General features: G+C 65.0%; 17 protein-coding genes. 4 read left to right on the forward strand and 13 right to left on the reverse strand.

The window, feature by feature from the left end:
* Positions 1-30: 30 nt before the first annotated feature.
* The 11 genes from AACO21_RS03940 to AACO21_RS03990 all read right to left on the reverse strand — a co-directional run bounded on the left by AACO21_RS03940 (position 31) and on the right by AACO21_RS03990 (position 12,221).
* Positions 31-396, reverse strand: a complete 366-nt coding sequence (locus AACO21_RS03940; RefSeq protein WP_346191189.1) for a hypothetical protein — start codon at positions 394-396, stop codon at positions 31-33.
* Between the two features lie 9 nt (positions 397-405).
* Positions 406-3,360: an EAL domain-containing protein gene (locus AACO21_RS03945; RefSeq protein WP_346191190.1), complete on the reverse strand. Its 2,955-nt coding sequence runs from the start codon at positions 3,358-3,360 to the stop codon at positions 406-408.
* 157 nt (positions 3,361-3,517) lie between these two features.
* Complete coding sequence (locus AACO21_RS03950) at positions 3,518-3,982, reverse strand: DUF411 domain-containing protein (protein WP_346191422.1); 465 nt, start codon at positions 3,980-3,982, stop codon at positions 3,518-3,520.
* Between the two features lie 25 nt (positions 3,983-4,007).
* The gene (locus AACO21_RS03955) at positions 4,008-4,391 is read right to left on the reverse strand and encodes a hypothetical protein (protein ID WP_346191191.1); all 384 of its coding nucleotides are present in this window, start codon (positions 4,389-4,391) and stop codon (positions 4,008-4,010) included.
* 24 nt (positions 4,392-4,415) lie between these two features.
* A complete protein-coding gene (locus tag AACO21_RS03960) occupies positions 4,416-7,544 on the reverse strand; it encodes an efflux RND transporter permease subunit (RefSeq protein ID WP_346191192.1) in 3,129 nt (1,042 codons plus the stop codon).
* 9 nt (positions 7,545-7,553) lie between these two features.
* Positions 7,554-8,702, reverse strand: coding sequence for an HlyD family efflux transporter periplasmic adaptor subunit (locus tag AACO21_RS03965; RefSeq protein ID WP_346191193.1), 1,149 nt, complete (start codon positions 8,700-8,702; stop codon positions 7,554-7,556).
* Complete coding sequence (locus tag AACO21_RS03970; RefSeq protein WP_346191194.1) at positions 8,699-9,193, reverse strand: hypothetical protein; 495 nt, start codon at positions 9,191-9,193, stop codon at positions 8,699-8,701. The genes AACO21_RS03965 and AACO21_RS03970 overlap by 4 nt, the downstream gene beginning before the upstream one ends.
* Positions 9,194-9,202: 9 nt before the next feature.
* Entirely contained in the window at positions 9,203-10,459 is a 1,257-nt protein-coding gene (locus AACO21_RS03975; protein ID WP_346191195.1) for a TolC family protein, read from the reverse strand.
* A 97-nt stretch (positions 10,460-10,556) separates the two neighbouring features.
* Positions 10,557-10,964: a hypothetical protein gene (locus tag AACO21_RS03980; protein ID WP_346191196.1), complete on the reverse strand. Its 408-nt coding sequence runs from the start codon at positions 10,962-10,964 to the stop codon at positions 10,557-10,559.
* Between the two features lie 59 nt (positions 10,965-11,023).
* A complete protein-coding gene (locus AACO21_RS03985) occupies positions 11,024-11,872 on the reverse strand; it encodes a D-hexose-6-phosphate mutarotase (RefSeq protein ID WP_346191197.1) in 849 nt (282 codons plus the stop codon).
* A complete protein-coding gene (locus AACO21_RS03990) occupies positions 11,856-12,221 on the reverse strand; it encodes a DUF3301 domain-containing protein (RefSeq protein ID WP_346191198.1) in 366 nt (121 codons plus the stop codon). The genes AACO21_RS03985 and AACO21_RS03990 overlap by 17 nt, the downstream gene beginning before the upstream one ends.
* Between AACO21_RS03990 and rlmJ the strand changes: the two genes are divergently transcribed.
* Entirely contained in the window at positions 12,220-13,065 is an 846-nt protein-coding gene (gene rlmJ / locus AACO21_RS03995; protein ID WP_346191199.1) for a 23S rRNA (adenine(2030)-N(6))-methyltransferase RlmJ, read from the forward strand. The two genes, AACO21_RS03990 and rlmJ, sit on opposite strands and share 2 nt — an antisense overlap.
* A 112-nt stretch (positions 13,066-13,177) precedes the next feature.
* Here the strand turns inward: rlmJ and AACO21_RS04000 are convergent, their stop codons facing one another.
* A complete protein-coding gene (locus AACO21_RS04000) occupies positions 13,178-14,206 on the reverse strand; it encodes a cyclic nucleotide-binding domain-containing protein (protein ID WP_346191200.1) in 1,029 nt (342 codons plus the stop codon).
* A 116-nt stretch (positions 14,207-14,322) separates the two neighbouring features.
* Positions 14,323-14,676: a nucleotide pyrophosphohydrolase gene (locus AACO21_RS04005; RefSeq protein ID WP_346191201.1), complete on the reverse strand. Its 354-nt coding sequence runs from the start codon at positions 14,674-14,676 to the stop codon at positions 14,323-14,325.
* A gap of 83 nt (positions 14,677-14,759) precedes the next feature.
* Between AACO21_RS04005 and AACO21_RS04010 the strand changes: the two genes are divergently transcribed.
* Genes AACO21_RS04010 through AACO21_RS04020 form a run of 3 tightly spaced genes read left to right on the forward strand, consistent with a single transcriptional unit; the run spans position 14,760 to position 17,354 of the window.
* The gene (locus AACO21_RS04010) at positions 14,760-15,998 is read left to right on the forward strand and encodes a dicarboxylate/amino acid:cation symporter (protein WP_346191202.1); all 1,239 of its coding nucleotides are present in this window, start codon (positions 14,760-14,762) and stop codon (positions 15,996-15,998) included.
* Positions 15,999-16,008: 10 nt separating this feature from the next.
* Entirely contained in the window at positions 16,009-16,782 is a 774-nt protein-coding gene (locus AACO21_RS04015; RefSeq protein WP_346191203.1) for an alpha/beta hydrolase, read from the forward strand.
* A 50-nt stretch (positions 16,783-16,832) separates the two neighbouring features.
* Positions 16,833-17,354, forward strand: coding sequence for a gamma carbonic anhydrase family protein (locus AACO21_RS04020; protein WP_346191204.1), 522 nt, complete (start codon positions 16,833-16,835; stop codon positions 17,352-17,354).
* Positions 17,355-17,359: the final 5 nt, after the last annotated feature.

The following is a 17,359-nucleotide window of genomic DNA, read 5'->3' on the forward strand; positions in this document are numbered from 1 at the left end:
TGAGCGGCCCTGGTCAGTTTGGCCAGCGACTCAAGGCAATGCCTCGCGCCGCGTGCATTCGTCCATGATGGAGGTGCCGGCATCGGAAATGTAGTTGCGATCGAGCGAGGCCATCAGTTCGTGCGCCATGAACAGACCCGCCTCGCGCGACAGCGCAGCTGCGACCTCCTGAGCCAGGGCACAGCCGTGGCCTGCCAGTCGTTTGCGCTCCTCCTGCGGCAAGCTGCGGCGCGAGCGGGCCAGCCAGTCGGCACAGAGGCTGGCCGCCTGGGCGACGGTCAACCATTGGCCATGCTCGTAAAACGCATCCAAGGCTTCGGCGGTGACGGCATAGATGAGGGCAACGCGGGTACCTCGGTCTTCGGCCGGGAGATGTTCGGTTTTCTTGAGAATCACGCAGTTCGATCAGTGTGGAGTGGCGCCGGGGGCATAGCGCGAGGTGGTCAGCCAGGACTCGAAGTCGGTCATGGGCATCGGTTTCCCGATGAAATAGCCTTGAGCCTCATCGCAGCCTTCGGCCTTCAGGAAATCCATCTGCGCCTCGGTTTCGATCCCTTCCGCGATGACCTTGAAGCCCAGGCTGTGCGCCATCGCGATGATGGCACGGGCAATCGCGATGTCGTCCGGATTATCCGGCAGGTCACGGATGAAAGCACGGTCGATCTTGAGATTGTCGATCGGCAGGTCTTTCAGATAGGCCAGCGACGAATAACCCGTCCCGAAATCATCCACCGAAGTCGTCACACCGATCCCCTGCACGGCGAGCAGGACGTCGCGGGCGGTGCCGCCGCTCTCCATGATCAGGCTTTCGGTAATCTCGATTTCCAGACAATCCGGCGGAAGCCGGGCCGCCGTCAGACGGCTGCGCAGGGTGGCGGCCAGATCGCTGCGCTCGATCTGCGGAATGGCCACATTGATGGCCAGCCGCCCGAAGGCATGCCCGGCATCGAGCCAGCGCCGCGCCGCAGCACAGACCTGATCAAGCACCTGCTCACCGATCTGGATGATCTGGCCGGTACGCTCGGCCAGCGGAATGAAGTCGATGGGCGGCACCAGCCCGCGCTCGGGGTCGCGCCAGCGAACCAGGGCTTCCGCGCCGGTCATCCGGCCCGTGTGCAGGCTGACCTGCGGCTGGAACCAGACTTCGAATTCACGGTTTTCAATGGCACGGCGCAGGGCTGCTTCGCGGAAGAGGCGATCCTGCGCTTTCTCGGTCATCGACGCCTGGTAGAAACGGTAGGTATTGCGGCCGCCTTCCTTGGCGCCATACATCGCCGCGTCGGCATTACGCACCAGTTCAGTGGATGTTTTTCCATCACCGGGGAAGACGGCAATCCCGACACTGGCGGTCACCATGGCCCCCAGCCCATTCAGACTGAACGGCTGCTCGACGCTGGAGAGAATCTTGCGCACCACCTCGATGGCATCGCCGCCATCCTGCATGTTGGACAGGATCAGCGCGAATTCATCGCCGCCCAGACGGGCCACCGTGTCTTCGACGCGCACACAGGCACGCAGGCGCGCCGCCACGCCCTGCAGCAGTTGGTCCCCCACCGGATGACCGAGGCTGTCATTCACCGTCTTGAAACCATCGAGGTCCATCAACAGGACCGCCACCTGATGGTCGTAGCGCTGCGCCCGGTCAATGGCATGGGCCAGGCGATCCTGGAAGAGAACGCGGTTGGGCAACTCGGTCAGCGGATCAAAATGCGCCAGGTGCTCGAGTTTTTCCTGCGATTGCTTGATCGAGGAGATATCGGAGAAGACGCCGACATAATGCGTAACGTCGCCGGCTTCGTTACGCAGGGTGCTGATGGTCAGCCACTCCGGAAACAGCTCGCCGTTCTTGCGCCGGTTCCACAGTTCCCCACGCCAGACCCCGGCCTCCTGAAGGGTCCGCCACATCGTCTGGTAGAAATCTTCCTGATGGCAATCGGAGCGGAGGATGGCGGGTTTCTGGCCGAGGACTTCGGCCTCCTGATAGCCGGTAATCTCGGTAAAGGCAGGATTCACCGCCACAATGCGCGTGCTGGCATCAGTAATCAGCACACCCTCCGCCGTTGACGCCATCACCGCCGCAGAGAGTTTCAGACGCTCCTGCTGCAGCTTGTGTTCAGTCATGTCCACATCCATGCAGACAAAACCGATTCCGCCCTGATCCATCGGGATCGCAAAGGTGGTCGCCATCAGCGAAATGACGCGGCCATCCTTGTGGCGGGTATTGATCTCATACGGCCCGTAGGCTTGGCCGGAGGCCTTGATCTCGCGGGTAATCTCCAGGAAGGCATCAAAGGTAGCCTTGTCGAACAAGGTGCCTTCGGGAATCGTGCCCAGCATTTCTCCCGCCGAATACCCATAAAGCGTCTCCGACGCCGGGTTCCAGTAGAGTACGCGTCCGTCTTCGTCATACCACTGGATGGCCACTGTCGGCGTGTTCTCCAGATTGGCGAAGAGCTGTTGACGGGTGAGTTCCGCCGCCACTTCCAGACGCTGGCGTTCGGCGATTTCCTGCTCCAGTTCGCGCTGCCGCTGCCGCGCCTGCTGCAAATGCGAGGCGCGCAGCATGACGATGGTGCTGATCAACAGGCTGATCAGAATACCGACCTGAAAGAAGACGGAATGCAGCAGGCTGCGCGAATGCCAGCCGCCCACCGGCACGGCGGCCAGCTCCCAGGTCCCGCCTGGCACCTGAATCTCGGTGACGACCGGGCTGGCCGAAAAGACCGCCGGGTCGCCCTGGATCAAGCCCTGTGTATCCCGCTTGTCGCGCAGGGCATAACGGACACGCCCCTGCTCGCCTTGCATCAGCGGCGCCAGCAGGGACTCCACACGCGCCACAATGGCCACGGTCCCCCAGTAGGTTTCTTTGCCGTTGTGGGAGATAAATACCGGTGTCCGGTTGATCAAGGCCCGTCCGCCCTGCACCAGATTCACCGGACCGACCAGTACGGCATGGCGCAGTTCGCGCGCCAGTTTCACCGTGCGGTATTGCTCCGGCACCGACTCGTAACGCAAGCCGAGGACGCGCTCATTGCCTTCAAGCGGATAGACAAAGCGCACCACATCATCGGGGGCCGCTGCGATATTACGGATATGCGGGCTTTGCGCGATGGCCATGCGTGCCATTTCCGCATACAAATCGGGGGATACCCCCCGCTGGATGGCAATCAGGTTACACAAGCCGTCCGTGGCGCGAAAGGTCGCGTTGATGGTGCCTTCCAGGTCCGCCCGGACCGGGGCCAGTTCGATCAGGACGAGCTGGCGCTCATCGCTCGACTGACGTCGGAGATCGAGCCAACCCACCACGCCGCTGGCCAGCAAACACACCACCAGGGTCGCCAACGTGGCGACGATACTCATGCGACCAGGCAAAAAAGGCACCCGAATTCCCCTACTCCCGCGTTCTTTATAGCGGCATCCTAGCCCAGCGCCCAACCCGCCGGCAAGGTAACGAGGGTGTCCCCCGGGGAGGCTGTGCGTCGGTCTCCCCCGGGATCACCCTGTTTTGGCACAGCGCCTATCCCCCCGCCTGCGGATAACGGGCAAAAACCCGACTGCTGCCATCGCGCTGGACCAGCAAAACCGCATAGGGATCGCGACGTCCCCCGTAGGCCGGGCCATCCATCCCCGGCGACCCCACGGGCATGCCCGGCGCGGCCAGACCCAGGGCCTTGGGCTGCTCGCGCAGCAGGCGCTGGATATCACGGGCAGGCACATGCCCTTCGATCACATAGCCGCCAATCTGCGCGGTATGGCAGGAGGCGTAGCGCTCGGGCAAGCCCAGGCGCTGACGGGCGGCTTGATTGCCGGTGGGGTGCACCTGCACGGCAAAGCCCGCCTGCTCAAGGTGGGCAATCCAGTCCTGGCAACACCCGCAATTCGGGTCTTTCCAGACGTCGACCGTCGGCCGGGCCGCGCGGGTCAGGCCGGAGAGGCCGAGCCCCAGACCGAGGGCCGCGGCACCGAGCAGGCGACGACGCATCATGAGGGGACGCATCGCCGCCCCCTCAACGAACGACCACGCGAGCCTGCAGCGGGGCCTTGCCCGGCCACTGCACCTGCAGGAGCAGCTTGGCACCGGCGCTGTAAGTACCCTCGCCCGTCAGGCGGTTGGCGCCGGCTGCTTTCAAGAGCACTTCGCGCTTCTCTGCCCCGGCCAGGATGGTCAATTTGCCACTGGCCCCGTCCGTGGCGACAGGCGCCCCATGATTGCTGGCATGGACGGTGATCTTGCCGTCGGCACTGACGATTTCGAACTGCGCCTCACCGGCCTCGGCAACCACGCCGCCGAACTGCGGCTTGCCGTGATCGACATGGGCCTGCGCGCCGGTCATGGGCAGCGCCAGCGCAAACAGGGTGGCGGCGACGGTCAACAGGGTTTTTGCATGCATTTTCAAACTCCTTGCAGAAATGAATCAGAAATTGTCCTCGCCGCCTTCGGCGAGCAGACGTTGGGCCGGCTGTTGCCCGAACAACCAGAACAGGGCCGGGGTGATGAAGGTGTCGAGCAGGGTCGAACTGACCAGCCCGGAGAAGATGACGACCGCCACCGGATGCAGGATTTCCGTCCCCGGCTGCTCGGCCTCGAAGAGCAAGGGGGCCAGCGCAAAGGCCGCGACCAGCGCGGTCATCAGCACCGGCGTCAGGCGTTCGAGCGAGCCGCGCACGATCATCGGCAGACCGAACACCTCACCCTCGAAGCGCATCAGGTTGAGGTAATGGCTGATTTTCAGGATGCCGTTGCGGGTGGCGATCCCGGCCAGCGTGATGAAGCCGATCAGGGCCGCAACCGAGAGCGGCTGCCCGGAGAGCCACAGGCCGATCACGCTGCCGACCAGCGCCAGCGGCACGTTGGCCATGATCAGCCCGGCCAGCACGGCGGAGCGGTAGCGGCTGTAGAGCACCATGAAAATGAGCAGGGCCGAACCGAGCGCGAGCAGCGCAATCAGCCGTGCCGCTTCTTCCTGTGCTTGGAACTGGCCGCCGAGGGTAATGAAATAGCCTTCCGGCAACGGGAAGGCGGCAACCGCCGCACGCAGTTCATCGACGACCTCGGACAAGGCCCGGCCTTGCACGTTGGCCGAGATGACGATGCGCCGCCGGCCTTCGTCGCGGGTGATCTGGTTCGGCCCGTCGGCATCCTCGATGCTGGCCAGCTTGGAGAGCGGGACGCGCCCGCCCGGCGTTTCGATCAGCAGCTTGTCCAGGCCTTCCAGCGAGCGCCCGCGTTCCGGCAGACGAACGACGAGATCGAAACGGCGGTTGCCCTCGACGATCTGCGTCACCTTCTCGCCATCGACCAGAGTCTGCAGGCTGCGCGTCAGCTGCGCGGTCGAGATGCCGTAGCGGGCGGCCGCGTCGAAATCGACCCGCACCTTGATCTGCGGCGCCAGCACCTGCTTCTCGATTTCCAGGTCGGCCATGCCGGGAATTTTCGCCAGGCGCTCGCGCAGGAGCCCGGCCTGCGAGCGTAGCGTATCGAGATCTTCGCCAAAGAGCTTGATCGCGATCTGCGCGCGGACGCCAGAGAGCATGTGGTCGATGCGGTGGGCAATCGGCTGACCGAGGCTGAGGCTGGCCGGCAGGTCCTTGAGGCGCTGGCGGATGTCGGCATAGACCGCCTCCTTGGGCCGCCCGCCCGGCTTCAGCTTGATCTCGAACTCGGTCACATGCACGCCTTCGGCATGCTCGTCGAGCTCGGCCCGCCCGGTCCGCCGACCCATGTGCTGGATTTCCGGCAGGCCGCGCAGGGCCTGTTCCGCCGCACTGGCGATGCGGATCGACTCGGACAGCGTGGCCCCGGGATTGAGGCGCAGGCCGAGGGTGATCGAGCCTTCGTTGAACGGCGGCAGGAAGGTGGTCGGGAAGAACGGCACCGCCGCCGTCGCCAGCACGACCATCGCAGCCGCTGCGGCCACGGGCCCCTTGGGCGCCGCCAGGACGCGCTGCAGAGCCCGTGCGTAGTGGCCCTTGAGCCAGACCACCAGCCGTGTTTCGCCATGCGTCTCGCGCACCAGCGCCGGCAACAGGAGCGAGGCGAGCACGGGCGTGACCAGCACCGACACCGCCAGCGAGGCCAGGATCGAGACGATGTAGGCCACGCCGAGCGGCACGAACAAACGCCCTTCAATGCCGGGCAAGGCAAAAAGTGGCACGAACACGAGGGCGATGATCAGGGTGGCGTAGACAATGGCCGTGCGAACTTCCAGCGAGGCGGCAATCACCGTCTCGCGCACCGAATACGCGACACCGCTGGCTGCCTTTTCCTTCAGGCGGCGCAGGATGTTCTCGACATCCACGACCGCATCGTCCACCAGTTCACCGATGGCGATGGCCAGCCCGCCCAGCGTCATGGTGTTGATCGACAGCCCCAGCCACTTGAAGACCAGGATGGCGGTCAGGATGGACAGCGGAATCGCGGTCAGCGAAATCAGCATGGTGCGGAAGTTGCCGAGGAAGAAGAAGAGCACGCCCGCCACCAGGCAGGCAGCCAGGAGCAGCTTCATCTGCAGGTTACCGAGCGAGGCCTCGATGAAATCGGCCTGGCGGAAGATCACCTGCGGCGCGCTCATGCCGGCCGGGACGCTGGTTTTCAGCTCGGCCAGCGCGCTTTCGAGGCGCCGGGTGAGGTCGACCGTATCGGCCGTCGGCTGCTTCTGGATGCTCAGGATCACCGCCGGCGTGCCGCCCTCGGCATCGGCAAAACCGCCGTCACCGCGCTTGATCGCCGCCGCAAAACCGACTTCGGCGACCTGACGGAGCAGGATCGGCTGGTAGCCACTGACCGATTCGCGCGAGGTCAGTGCCAGATTGCGCAGATCGTCCAGACGGGCGCTGCGGCCCAGGTGGCGGATCAGGTACTCGCGGCCGTTGAGTTCAAGAAAACCGCCCGAGGTGTTGGCGGCAAAGCCGCGCACCGCGTCCTCGATCTGCGCCAGCGAAATGCCCAGCGTCGCCATCTTCTGGGTATCCGGCTGGACCTGGAACTGACGCACCTCGCCGCCGATCGGGATGACCTGCGAGACGCCGGCAATCGCCATCAGGCGCGGCCGGAGCACCCAGTCGGCGTACTCGCGGGCGGCCTTGGGATCGGCCTGGCCGCCCCGGATCGGAATGGCCACCAGCATGATCTCGCCCATGATCGACGACACCGGCCCCATGCGCGGCACGGCGCCGGGCGGCAGCGTCGCCTCCATGGCCGTCAGACGTTCGCTGACCATCTGCCGGGCGCGATAGACATCGACGCTCCAGTCAAAGGTCAGATACACGAAGGACAGACCGGCACTCGAAATCGAGCGTACGTTGGCGATGCCGGGCAAACCGCTCATCGCGGTCTCCAGCGGGAAACTGAGCAATTGCTCGACTTCCTCCGGGGCCATGCCGCCCGCCTCGGTCATCACCGTGACGGTCGGCTTGTTGAGGTCGGGAAACACGTCGACCGGCAGACGGGTCGCCTGCACGGCGCCCCAGACCATGAGCACCGCCGCCGCAACCAGCACGAACAGGCGGCTGCCCAGGCTTTTTTCGACTAACCATTGAAACATGGGCAGCTCCTAGCGAATCTGCGCGATCAGGCTGGCGCCCTGCACCACCACCCGCTCGCCGGCCTTGAGGCCGTCGGTCACCAGCACGCGCACGCCGTCGAGCGGCTCGCTGCGGATCGGACGGGCCTCGAAACGTTCCGGCGCCGTCTTCACCCAGACCACGATCTGGTTGGCGGTATTGCGGGTCAGCGCCGAGGCCGGCAACGGCAGGCCGCTGACGGTCGACTTCAATTTGACCTGCACTTTCACCGGCTGGCCCAGCGGCAGGGCCATGCCCGCCCCGGCCGCATGATTTTCGAAAATCAGCGGCAAGGCCTGCTCACGCAGCCGGCGCGGCGCCCCGACGAAACTCAGCGGAATGGCCTGCTGCTGGCTGCCCTCGCCGACAGCGACTGTGGCCGCAGCCACCTGATCGAGCGGGATCGGATCAAAGGCGGTGGCTTCAACATGCAGGCTGTCCGGATCGATCAGTTCGAAAATCAGTTCCTTCGGCTCCACCACCTGACCGACCACGGCATTGCTCGCAGCCAGCACGCCACTCACCGGCGCAACCAGCGCCTCCCGGCCGGACAAGCCGCCGCTCACCGCCGCCAGACGCCCTTTCAGGCTGGCCACATCGCTCTCGGCGGTATCGATGTCCTTTTTAGGCACCGTGTCAGCCAGTTCGCGCAGGCGCGCCAGACGTCGTTCGGCCAGGCCCAGGCTGGCCTTCAGTTCTGCCTGCAAGGCCGACTGGTTGGCCCGTTCGATGGCGCCGGATGCCGGCACCACCCAGGCCAGGATGTCGCCCTTTTTCACCTTGCTGCCTGCGGCCGGCAAACCATGCGGCCCGGCCGCCTCGATGCGGCCCGGGATCATGGCCTGCACACGGCCACCGACGTGCGGGTCCATGATGACCCGCCCCGGCAGTTCGAGCGTGCGCGGCAAATCGGCCGCGACCAGCGCCTGGGTCAACACCCCCATGCCGCGCTGGGCGGATTTGGGGAGAAAGACCGTCCCGTCCGGCAGGCGCAGCGGCGCATTGCCCGGCACCAGCACGGCTTTTTTCGCATCGCCATCGTCGTGTCCCTCATGCGCCCACGCCCCCGTGTTCAGGGCAGGCCCCAGCAGGAGCAGCGTCAGCATGGCAAGCGGTTTCAAATTCAGCCTCGTTTTCATACGGCACCTCCCCGCTTGCGACGCAACCAGACGAACACCAGCAGGCCGGACACTGCCAGCCCGACCCAGCGCCAGTCCGCGTCAAAGCGGCCCGGGGAAACAGAGTCGCCCGCCTCGACATGCAGTTCGCCAGCCAGGAGATCGCTGTCCTGCCCGGCAATGACGGTCAGGGCCAGCGGGTGATGGCCGGCGGCACGCAGCGGTTTCAACCAGGCCTCATCGGCCACCCAGTAATCGCCGGTCTCGGGCCGGAACACCGCTTTGACGCTGCGTCCGCCAGACTCGATGTCCACCGCTGCGCCCAGCACCGGCGCATTGCTGTCGGCCTGATCGATGTACCAGCTGAACCCCTCGGCCTTCAGTCGGCCAACGGCTTCGAAGCTTTCGCTTTCAAGCACGGCCACCGGCAGGGGCACGGCCCCCTCATCAGCGCGCACCAGGCCGGCCAGACAGAGGCCGACGGTCAACGCCATCCAGAGATGTTTTTTCATGTGTATTCCTTATTCCGGCAACAGGCCCAAGGCCTGGCGCCACTGCGAAATGCCCTGGGCCTGCGCGATGCGCGCCCGTACCAGCGCCCGCTCCGCCTCCATGGCTTCGCTTTCGATGCGCAAACGGGTGGGCAGGTCGGTCTCGCCCAGACGGAAGGATTTGTCGTAGAAACGGCGGTTTTCACGCGCCAGTTCGGCCCGTTGTGACGCGGCCTGCGCCTGCTGCCGGGCCGCCTCGACCCAGGCCGCATACGCGCCTTGCTCGGCATTGATCCGCGCCTGTTCGCGCTGCAGTTCGACTTCAGCCTCCACCGCCTCGGCATTGGCCGTGGCCAGCCGCGCTTCGTGCCGAGGACCGGCACCGAAAGGCACGCGCAATGCCAGCGCCCAGGTCTGATCGAAGGCCTCGCCGCCGGTCGACCGATCACGCCGGGTCGAAATCGTCAGTTCGGGATTACTCCGCGACTGCACGCGCGCCAGGGCTGCCTGCTGCCGGGCCACCTCGGCCCGCCCCTGCAAGGCCTGAACACGCGGGTGCGGTGCCGTTGCACCGGCTGCGGCGGGCTCAGGTTCCGGAACGATCTCGGGGCTGGCCGGCAAGGGCGCCCCCAAGGCCTGCAAGCGGTAGCGGGCCAACTGCTCGGCGGCACCGGCCTCGGCCACTTGCGCCTCGGCCTGGGCACGCGCACCGGCCGCCTGATTGAGATCGGCACGCGACAAATCACCGGCATTGAAACGACGGGCCACGTCATCGCGCAGACGGCTGGCCGCAGCCAGCCGCGCCTGTGCCAGATCGGCTTCATTGGCGGCGGCCAGCCAGGCCCACCAGGCATCCCGGACAAATTGCGCGAGGTTGAGCTGCGTCGACCGCTGGCGGGCGTGCAAGGCCTCCCCTTCGGCTTCCGCGAGGGCTTGCGACTGACTGCGCTCGCCCGGCAGCCAGAGCGGCAAGACCAGCCCCAGCTCCTGCTCGCGGCTGCCGCGATCCCGGTTGTAGCGATCGGTTCGACCGCCGACTTCGATGCTGGGCGGGGCCGCCGTCCAGGTGGACGCGGCTTCGCGCTGCGCCGTCGCGGCGCGGGTCCGCTCCGAAAACGAGGCCGCTGCCGGCTGGCCGGCCCAGGCCTGTTCAAAAAATACCGCCAGGGCACCCCGGCCCGGCGGCGGATTCGGATGAGCCGCATCCGCACGCGCCGGGGCGCTTGCGCCCAGGCTCAAGGTCAATAGCACTGCTGATAACTGTGCGAGCTGAAAAAAGGCACGCATGATGAATCACTCCGGTTGTAATACATGACAACCGGCGGCCAGCCTACGGCCCCAGGGGCCGCTTTCAAAAAGGGAGAAAGTCGGTCAGCCGCCGCCCTCAGGCGGCGTGACGGGGCGGACGTTCAAGCCCGTCCGGGGCGCGGGAAGAAAAAGCCGTTTCGGCACGGTCGACCGTCGCCCGGCTGGCACGTGGCAGCGGCAAGGCCAAGCCCTGCCCCAGCCCGGCCTGGAGATGCCCCAGCACATGGCCCGGGCAGCAGTGATGCTGGAGATCGCCGTCTGCCGGCGAACTGGCGTGCGTGTCGCTCGCCAGTGCATCGCCCTTGGCATGGCCGTGGCAGTTCTCCTCGGCCAACTGAGGCGCATGGTGCATGTCGCCCAGCGTCGCGCTCGCGTCATGCGGCGTCATGCCTTCCAGCATCTCCCAGCCGAAACTCGGCGAGAAGACGGTGGCCAGCATCACGGCAAGGACGAGACGGGCGATCAGATGACGAAAGGCACGCATGCGCCGACTATAGCCAAAAGTGCGCTATTTGCAAACGATTCGCATCAAAAAATCTGGCCTCAAACCGCCACCAGCGTCTGGCGTCCGTACCACTCTTCGCCCGCCGGTACGGTCACGGCCGTATCGGCGGCAGCGGCTTCGATGCAGAGCATGTGACGCCAGCCGTCCGCCGGCATGTCCTTGAGCGCCGCGCATTGCTCGACCCACGGGTTCCAGATGACGACATCCGGGAAACCCTGGCTCTGAATGCCGGTACTGAGGTTGCCGGCCTGCACGAGTTGCGGGCGGCGGATCTGGCGATACACGCGATCCGTCTCGGCCTCGATCAGCAGTTGGGTGCCGGTGTCACGCTGGACCGTGTTGCCCTTGGCGGCGTCGCGGTAATCGTGGCCGTAGAGGCCTTCGATGGCCACATCCTCGACCTGCACGGTGCGCAGATAGGTGTGCAGGGCGCCGGTGAACGTGAAGTCGGTCTCGCCGGTATTGGCCACGCACAGTTCGAAGTCGATGCGGTCCGTCTCGACCATCACGGTCAGTTCGAGCTTGAAGGCATGCGGCCACAGGGCGCGGGTTGCTTCGTCATCCGCGGTTTCCATGGTGACCAGCGCGTAATCGTCACCGGCCCGGCGCGCCGCCACATCCCACAGGCGGGTGCGGACAAAACCGTGCTTGGGCAGGTCGCCCAGGTTGGCGAACTGCGGGAAGCACACCGGCACACCACCGCGAATCGGCTGGCTGCCGTCGAACACGGCCTTGTCGGACAGAAAGAGGCGCTCACGCCCGTCCGGCGTGGTCCAGGAGAGCACCTGGCCGCCGAGACGGCTGATGACGGCGGCAGCGCCGCGCGGGCCGGTCAGGCGCAGGGCCTCGATACCGTGGAAGTCAATGGTTTCAATGGTCGGTTTCATGCGTATTCTGGACTAGGGTCAGGCGTGTACGTAGGGAAAGCAGCTCGATCTCGTCGCCCAGCAGGGTCACGCTCCCCTGCCGGCGGTTGTCGCCGGTGTCGCTGTACTCGAAGGCATAAATGCGGCGCAGGCGCAGTTGACCGTCGTCATCGCGCGCCAGGCGAACACCCCGCCCCGCCACGCTTTCGTCGAGAAACTGCCAGCCCTCTTCGGCACAGGCGCGACGGGCGGCCTCAATGCCGATTTCGCGGACTTTCAGGGTATCGAGCCAATACCAGGCGCCGACGGCGGCCAGGCAGAGGAAAAAGGTTTCGGTGAGCGGCATGGGGCCGCAGTATACTTCGCCCATGCTCAGTTACCGTCATGCCTTTCACGCCGGCAACCACGCCGACGTCCTCAAGCACCTGATCCTGCTGCAGATCGCCCAGTACATGGGCGAGAAGCCGGCAGCGTTCTGGGTGATCGATACCCATGCCGGGGCCGGCCGCTACGCGCTCGACTCCGCCCAGGCCAACAAGCTCGCCGAATGGCGCGATGGCGTCGGCCGCCTGTGGGACGCGAAAAGTTTGCCGCCGGCGGCGGTCGACTATCTGGATTTCGTCAAAATGCTCAATCCGGACGGTCAATTGCGTCATTACCCGGGTTCGCCCTGGCTGGCCGGCCAGTTGCTGCGCGACAGCGATCGCCTGCGCCTCTTCGAACTGCACAGCACCGACATCCAGTACCTGCAGGACTGCTTCAAGGGCGCCGGGCGCAAGGTGCAGATCGCCAACAGCGACGGCTTTGCCGGCCTCAAGGCCCTGCTCCCGCCGCCGCCGCGCCGGGCGCTGGTGCTGATCGATCCGTCCTACGAGACGAAGCCCGACTACGCCAACCTGATCAAGGCCATGCAGGAAGCCCTGAAGCGCTTCGCCACCGGCACCTACGCGATCTGGTACCCGATGCTCTCGAAGATCGAGTCACGCCAGCTGCCGGGCCGCCTGAAGGGCCTCGGCGCCAAGAACTGGCTGCACGCCACGCTGGAAGTCAGCGCCCCGTCGCCGGACGGCATCGGCATGTACGGCAGCGGCATGTTCATCATCAACCCGCCGTGGACGCTGGAAAAAACCCTGCACGAAACACTCCCCGCGCTGACCAGCCTGCTGGCCCAGGGACCGGGCGCCAAGTACACGCTGGAGAGCGAGGGCGACTGAGTTCGGCCGCGGCCTCAACGCCGGCCTGTTTTAATCCGGGTACTGCCTTTGCCTGCGGGTGGTGCCCGGCGTCCATGCCTGAGCCCACAAGCTTCTGCACACTTCAGCAGGCCTAGTGAGCCTCGCCAAGGCTATCGAGCCCACCGCTCAGCACGCGCACATCGAACCCTCTCTGCGCCAGCAGAAAAGCCGCTGCGCTGCTGCGTCGCCCACTCTGGCAAATCAGGATGCAGGGCTTTGTGCGGTCCAGCGTCGCCACCTTCAGGCGCAGCAGGTATAGCGGAATATTGATGCTCCCGCGCAAGGAGCCGGTCGCAAACTCGGACTCCAAGCGCACATCCACCATCTGCGCCCCCTCTTTAACCATTCTGCCAGCCTGCAAGACATCGACCTGGCTGACCAGTGAGGTTTTGAGCAAGGCATGGAAGTCCGCAGCCGACAGACGCATCAACTGCCCGTCCGTCAGCATCTCGATACTGGCATTTCGAGGCTCCCCCGAAATCAGGGCCTCTTCGCCAAATCCTTGCCCCGGCCCAAGCTCCGCCAAGGTGATCGGCAAAGCCCCCGCTGTCATGCGGGAAACCCGGGCGCGACCGCTGCGGATCAGATAGTAATCGGTACCGGCATCCCCCTGACGGATCACACACGCTCCGGCTGAGAGGCTGAGAGGCTGAAATCGGGCAAACAACTGATTCAAATTTGCCGGAGGCAATTTTTCGAAGGCGGGGTTACGCAAGAGGTCGAACATCCACTGAGGATCATCCCCCTCATACTCCGTCACCTCATAGGCCGTTGCCTGATCACGCGCCAACAGATGATCGAGATCATCTTCAGAAAAAACGACCAGCTGGCACTGGCTGGCGGCATGGCAACGATGCCCACGTGGTCGCTGGCGGGACAAGGCTGACCGAGCCGATGGCGCCCCGGCAACGATGCGCAGGGGCAGTTTTCCATCCTCTGCATCCAGTACCACCTCCCCCGACAAGAGGTAGTAGCTCAATGTATCCGTGGCCTTTCTGGCAAACACTTCCTGGCCGGCGTTCAACGTCAGCACCTTTCCCAGCTGACAGGCCTGCGCCAATGCGGCGGCAGACAGATCGGAAAGCGGAACAAACTGCGAGAGGTCGCTGGGATTGAGCATGATGGGCCTTGGAAGGAAAGGGCAAGCGCGTGACAGGAGGATGTTACCAGTTTTCCCATTTTCGACGCTTTCGCATCATTTGCCCGGCCGATGAAGGACGAGCGCGTCCGATCCACTCAGACTGCATCGTACTTCGCCCGCGATCCCTTGAAGCGATCGACCGGATACTTCGCCGCATTTTTCTCGAGTTTCTGCTCGGCAGCCTCGATCAGGTCGATCCCGGCTTTGTCCGCCACCAGCAGCAAGTAGAGCAGGATGTCGGCGCACTCGTCGCGCAGGGCTTCGGCCTTGAGCGGGTCGGTCGGCAGGGCTTCGACTTCCTCATCCTTCAGCCATTGCGTAAGTTCAAGCAACTCCCCGGCTTCGAGATTGAGGGAGACGATCAGGTTGCGCAGCGAATGGAACTGCGCCCAGTCGCGCGCATCGCGAAAAGCCTTGAGGGCGGCGGTCAACGTCGTCAGGTCGCGCATTTTCAGCTCCGGGTAAACAGGCGGGCATCTTGCCACAGGCCGGGGCGGCTACAATGCCGCTTCGTTCATTGCATGGTTGCGTCATGAAAGCGGTTTCGCTCAACACCCGGATTTTGATCGGCTGTCTCGCTGGCATGGCGGCGGGCTTCTGGCTGCATGGCGCGCCGGCCGAGACCAGCGGTCCCGTGCTCTATGGTGCCAAGATGCTGGGCAACCTGTTTCTCGATCTGCTGCGCATGGTGCTGGTGCCGCTGGTGTTCGCCTCCATCGTGACCGGCGTGGCCAATCTGCGCGCCCACCATCGCATGCACCGGGTGTGGACGACGACCCTGCTGTTTTTCTTTGCCACGATGGGCATCGCCATCCTGATCGGCTTTGGCGCCGCCCACCTTTTCCGTCCGGGCGAAGGCATGCAGCTCGCGATGTTTGCCGAGGCCACCGCAAATTACCAGGCCCGTCAGATGCCGCTCCCGGACTACATCGCCCAGTTCTTGCGCGGCCTGTTCCAGAACCCGTTCAAGGCGCTGGCGAGCGGCGATATCCTGGCCATCGTCATCATTGCGCTCTTTCTCGGCATTGCCCTGGTCGTCGGCGGCGAGCGCTTCGACCGCCTGCGCGCCTTGTTCACCGAACTGCAGGACCTCTGTCTGCTGGTCGTCGGCTGGATCATGCACCTGGCGCCGCTGGGCCTCGCTGCCCTGCTCCTGCAACTGGTGGCCACGCAAAAAGCGGATCTGCTGGCCAGCCTCGCTCACTTTATCGTCGTCGTGACCGGCACCACGCTCTTCCATGGCCTGATCGTCCTGCCCGGCATCCTGTGGCTGATCACCGGCATCTCGCCCATCCGTTTTCTCAAAGGCGCCCGCGCAGCCCTGATCACCGCTTTCGTGACCAGTTCCAGCGCCGCCACGCTGCCCATCACCTTGCGCTGCACCGAACAGCACCTGCATGTCCGGAAGGACATCGCCAGCTTTGTCGTGCCGCTGGGGGCGACGGTCAACATGGACGGGACGGCTCTTTACGAGGCCGCTGCCGCGCTCTTTGTCGCCCGGCTGGCCGGGATCGAGCTGGACATCGCCAGCCAGATGATCATCTTTGCCGTCGCCATGCTCGGGGCCATCGGAGCGCCGGGGATTCCCAGCGTCGGCATGTTGTCCATGGTGCTGGTGCTCGAGTCCGTCGGATTGCCGACCGAGGCCATCGCCTTGTTGTTGCCCATCGACCGCCTGCTCGACACCACCCGCACCGCGGTCAATGTCGAGGGGGACATGGTCGGGGCCTTGATTGTCCAGAAGCTGACTGCAGATCAGCCCACGTCCTGAGGAGAACCCCATGCTTACCGTGACCGTCCAGGGCCGGCAGCTCGAATACCTGCGCCTGCCTTCCGCCCATCCGCGCCCCGATGCGCCCCCCATCGTTTTCCTGCACGAAGGCCTGGGATCGATCTCGATGTGGCGCGACTTTCCGCAGCAGGTCGCCGATGCCACCGGCTGCGAGGCCATTGTCTATTCGCGCTACGGCTACGGCCGCTCGACCCCGCGCGACGGCACACCGCGCACACCGCGCTACATGCACGACGAGGCCCTGCTCGCCCTGCCTGAATTCCTCGATCACCTGGCCATCGATCAGTACATCCTGTTCGGCCACAGCGACGGCGGCTCGATTGCCCTGCTCAACGCCGGCCAGGGCCGTACCCGCCCACGCGGCATTGTCGTGCTGGCCCCGCACGTGATGGTTGAAGACATCACCCTCGCCGGCATCAGGGCCGCCCTGCAGGTCTGGCAGACGACCGACCTGAAGGCCAAGCTGGCCAAACACCACCGCGATGTCGATTCGGTGTTTCATGCCTGGACCGACATCTGGCTGCACCCGGATTTCCGCAACTGGAACATCGAGGACTGCCTGCCCGGCATCACCTGCCCGGTGCTCGCCATCCAGGGCGAGGATGACGAATATGCGACGATGGATCAGATCGACCGCATCGCCGCCGGCGCCCGCGATGTGGATCTGGTCAAACTGGCCGACTGCCGGCACTCGCCCCACAAGGATCAACCTGCCGCCGTGATCGAGGCGACGCGGGCCTTTGTTGCCCGTTCACTCGACTGAGCGACGGTCGACCGTCGAAAACCCCGAAAAACCGATATCAGGAGACCTGCATGCCCACCTACCAACTTGGCGACAAAACCCCGCAGATCGGCGACAACGCCTGGATCGCCCCGAACGCCACCGTGATCGGCGACGTCCGCCTCGGCAAAAATGCCTCGATCTGGTGGAACGCCACGCTGCGCGGCGATAACGATCCGATCCACATCGGCGACAACACCAATATCCAGGACGGCTCGGTGCTGCATACCGATGAAGGCGTGCCCATGCACATCGGAAACGACGTCACCGTCGGCCATCTCGTCATGCTGCACGGCTGCACCGTCGGTGACGGCAGCCTGATCGGCATCGGCTCCGTCGTGCTCAATCGGGCGGTGATCGGCAAAGGCTGCATCGTCGGGGCCAATACGCTGATTCCGGAAGGCAAGGTCTTCCCGGACAAGGTGCTGATCGTGGGCTCACCGGGCAAAGTGGTCCGCGAGTTGAGCGACGAGGACGTGGCACGCCTGAAAAAATCGGCCGAGCACTACGTCGACAACGCCGCCCGTTACCGGACGACGTTGTCGGAAATCTGAACCCG

Origin of the sequence: Dechloromonas sp. ZS-1 (assembly GCF_039649255.1) — a bacterium.
In the GTDB taxonomy this organism is placed as follows: domain Bacteria; phylum Pseudomonadota; class Gammaproteobacteria; order Burkholderiales; family Rhodocyclaceae; genus Azonexus.

Excerpts from the sequence above, each read along its gene's own strand:
- AACO21_RS03965 (WP_346191193.1), bottom strand. The coding sequence starts at position 8,702 with ATGAAAACGAGGCTGAATTTGAAACCGCTTGCCATGCTGACGCTGCTC.
- AACO21_RS03980 (WP_346191196.1), bottom strand. The coding sequence starts at position 10,964 with ATGCGTGCCTTTCGTCATCTGATCGCCCGTCTCGTCCTTGCCGTGATG.
- AACO21_RS04000 (WP_346191200.1), bottom strand. The coding sequence starts at position 14,206 with ATGCTCAATCCCAGCGACCTCTCGCAGTTTGTTCCGCTTTCCGATCTG.
- AACO21_RS04015 (WP_346191203.1), top strand. The coding sequence starts at position 16,009 with ATGCTTACCGTGACCGTCCAGGGCCGGCAGCTCGAATACCTGCGCCTG.
- AACO21_RS03945 (WP_346191190.1), bottom strand. The coding sequence starts at position 3,360 with ATGAGTATCGTCGCCACGTTGGCGACCCTGGTGGTGTGTTTGCTGGCC.
- AACO21_RS04005 (WP_346191201.1), bottom strand. The coding sequence starts at position 14,676 with ATGCGCGACCTGACGACGTTGACCGCCGCCCTCAAGGCTTTTCGCGAT.
- AACO21_RS03990 (WP_346191198.1), bottom strand. The coding sequence starts at position 12,221 with ATGGGCGAAGTATACTGCGGCCCCATGCCGCTCACCGAAACCTTTTTC.
- AACO21_RS03975 (WP_346191195.1), bottom strand. The coding sequence starts at position 10,459 with ATGCGTGCCTTTTTTCAGCTCGCACAGTTATCAGCAGTGCTATTGACC.
- AACO21_RS04020 (WP_346191204.1), top strand. The coding sequence starts at position 16,833 with ATGCCCACCTACCAACTTGGCGACAAAACCCCGCAGATCGGCGACAAC.
- AACO21_RS03950 (WP_346191422.1), bottom strand. The coding sequence starts at position 3,982 with ATGCGTCGTCGCCTGCTCGGTGCCGCGGCCCTCGGTCTGGGGCTCGGC.
- AACO21_RS03985 (WP_346191197.1), bottom strand. The coding sequence starts at position 11,872 with ATGAAACCGACCATTGAAACCATTGACTTCCACGGTATCGAGGCCCTG.
- AACO21_RS03955 (WP_346191191.1), bottom strand. The coding sequence starts at position 4,391 with ATGCATGCAAAAACCCTGTTGACCGTCGCCGCCACCCTGTTTGCGCTG.
- rlmJ (WP_346191199.1), top strand. The coding sequence starts at position 12,220 with ATGCTCAGTTACCGTCATGCCTTTCACGCCGGCAACCACGCCGACGTC.
- AACO21_RS03970 (WP_346191194.1), bottom strand. The coding sequence starts at position 9,193 with ATGAAAAAACATCTCTGGATGGCGTTGACCGTCGGCCTCTGTCTGGCC.
- AACO21_RS03960 (WP_346191192.1), bottom strand. The coding sequence starts at position 7,544 with ATGTTTCAATGGTTAGTCGAAAAAAGCCTGGGCAGCCGCCTGTTCGTG.
- AACO21_RS04010 (WP_346191202.1), top strand. The coding sequence starts at position 14,760 with ATGAAAGCGGTTTCGCTCAACACCCGGATTTTGATCGGCTGTCTCGCT.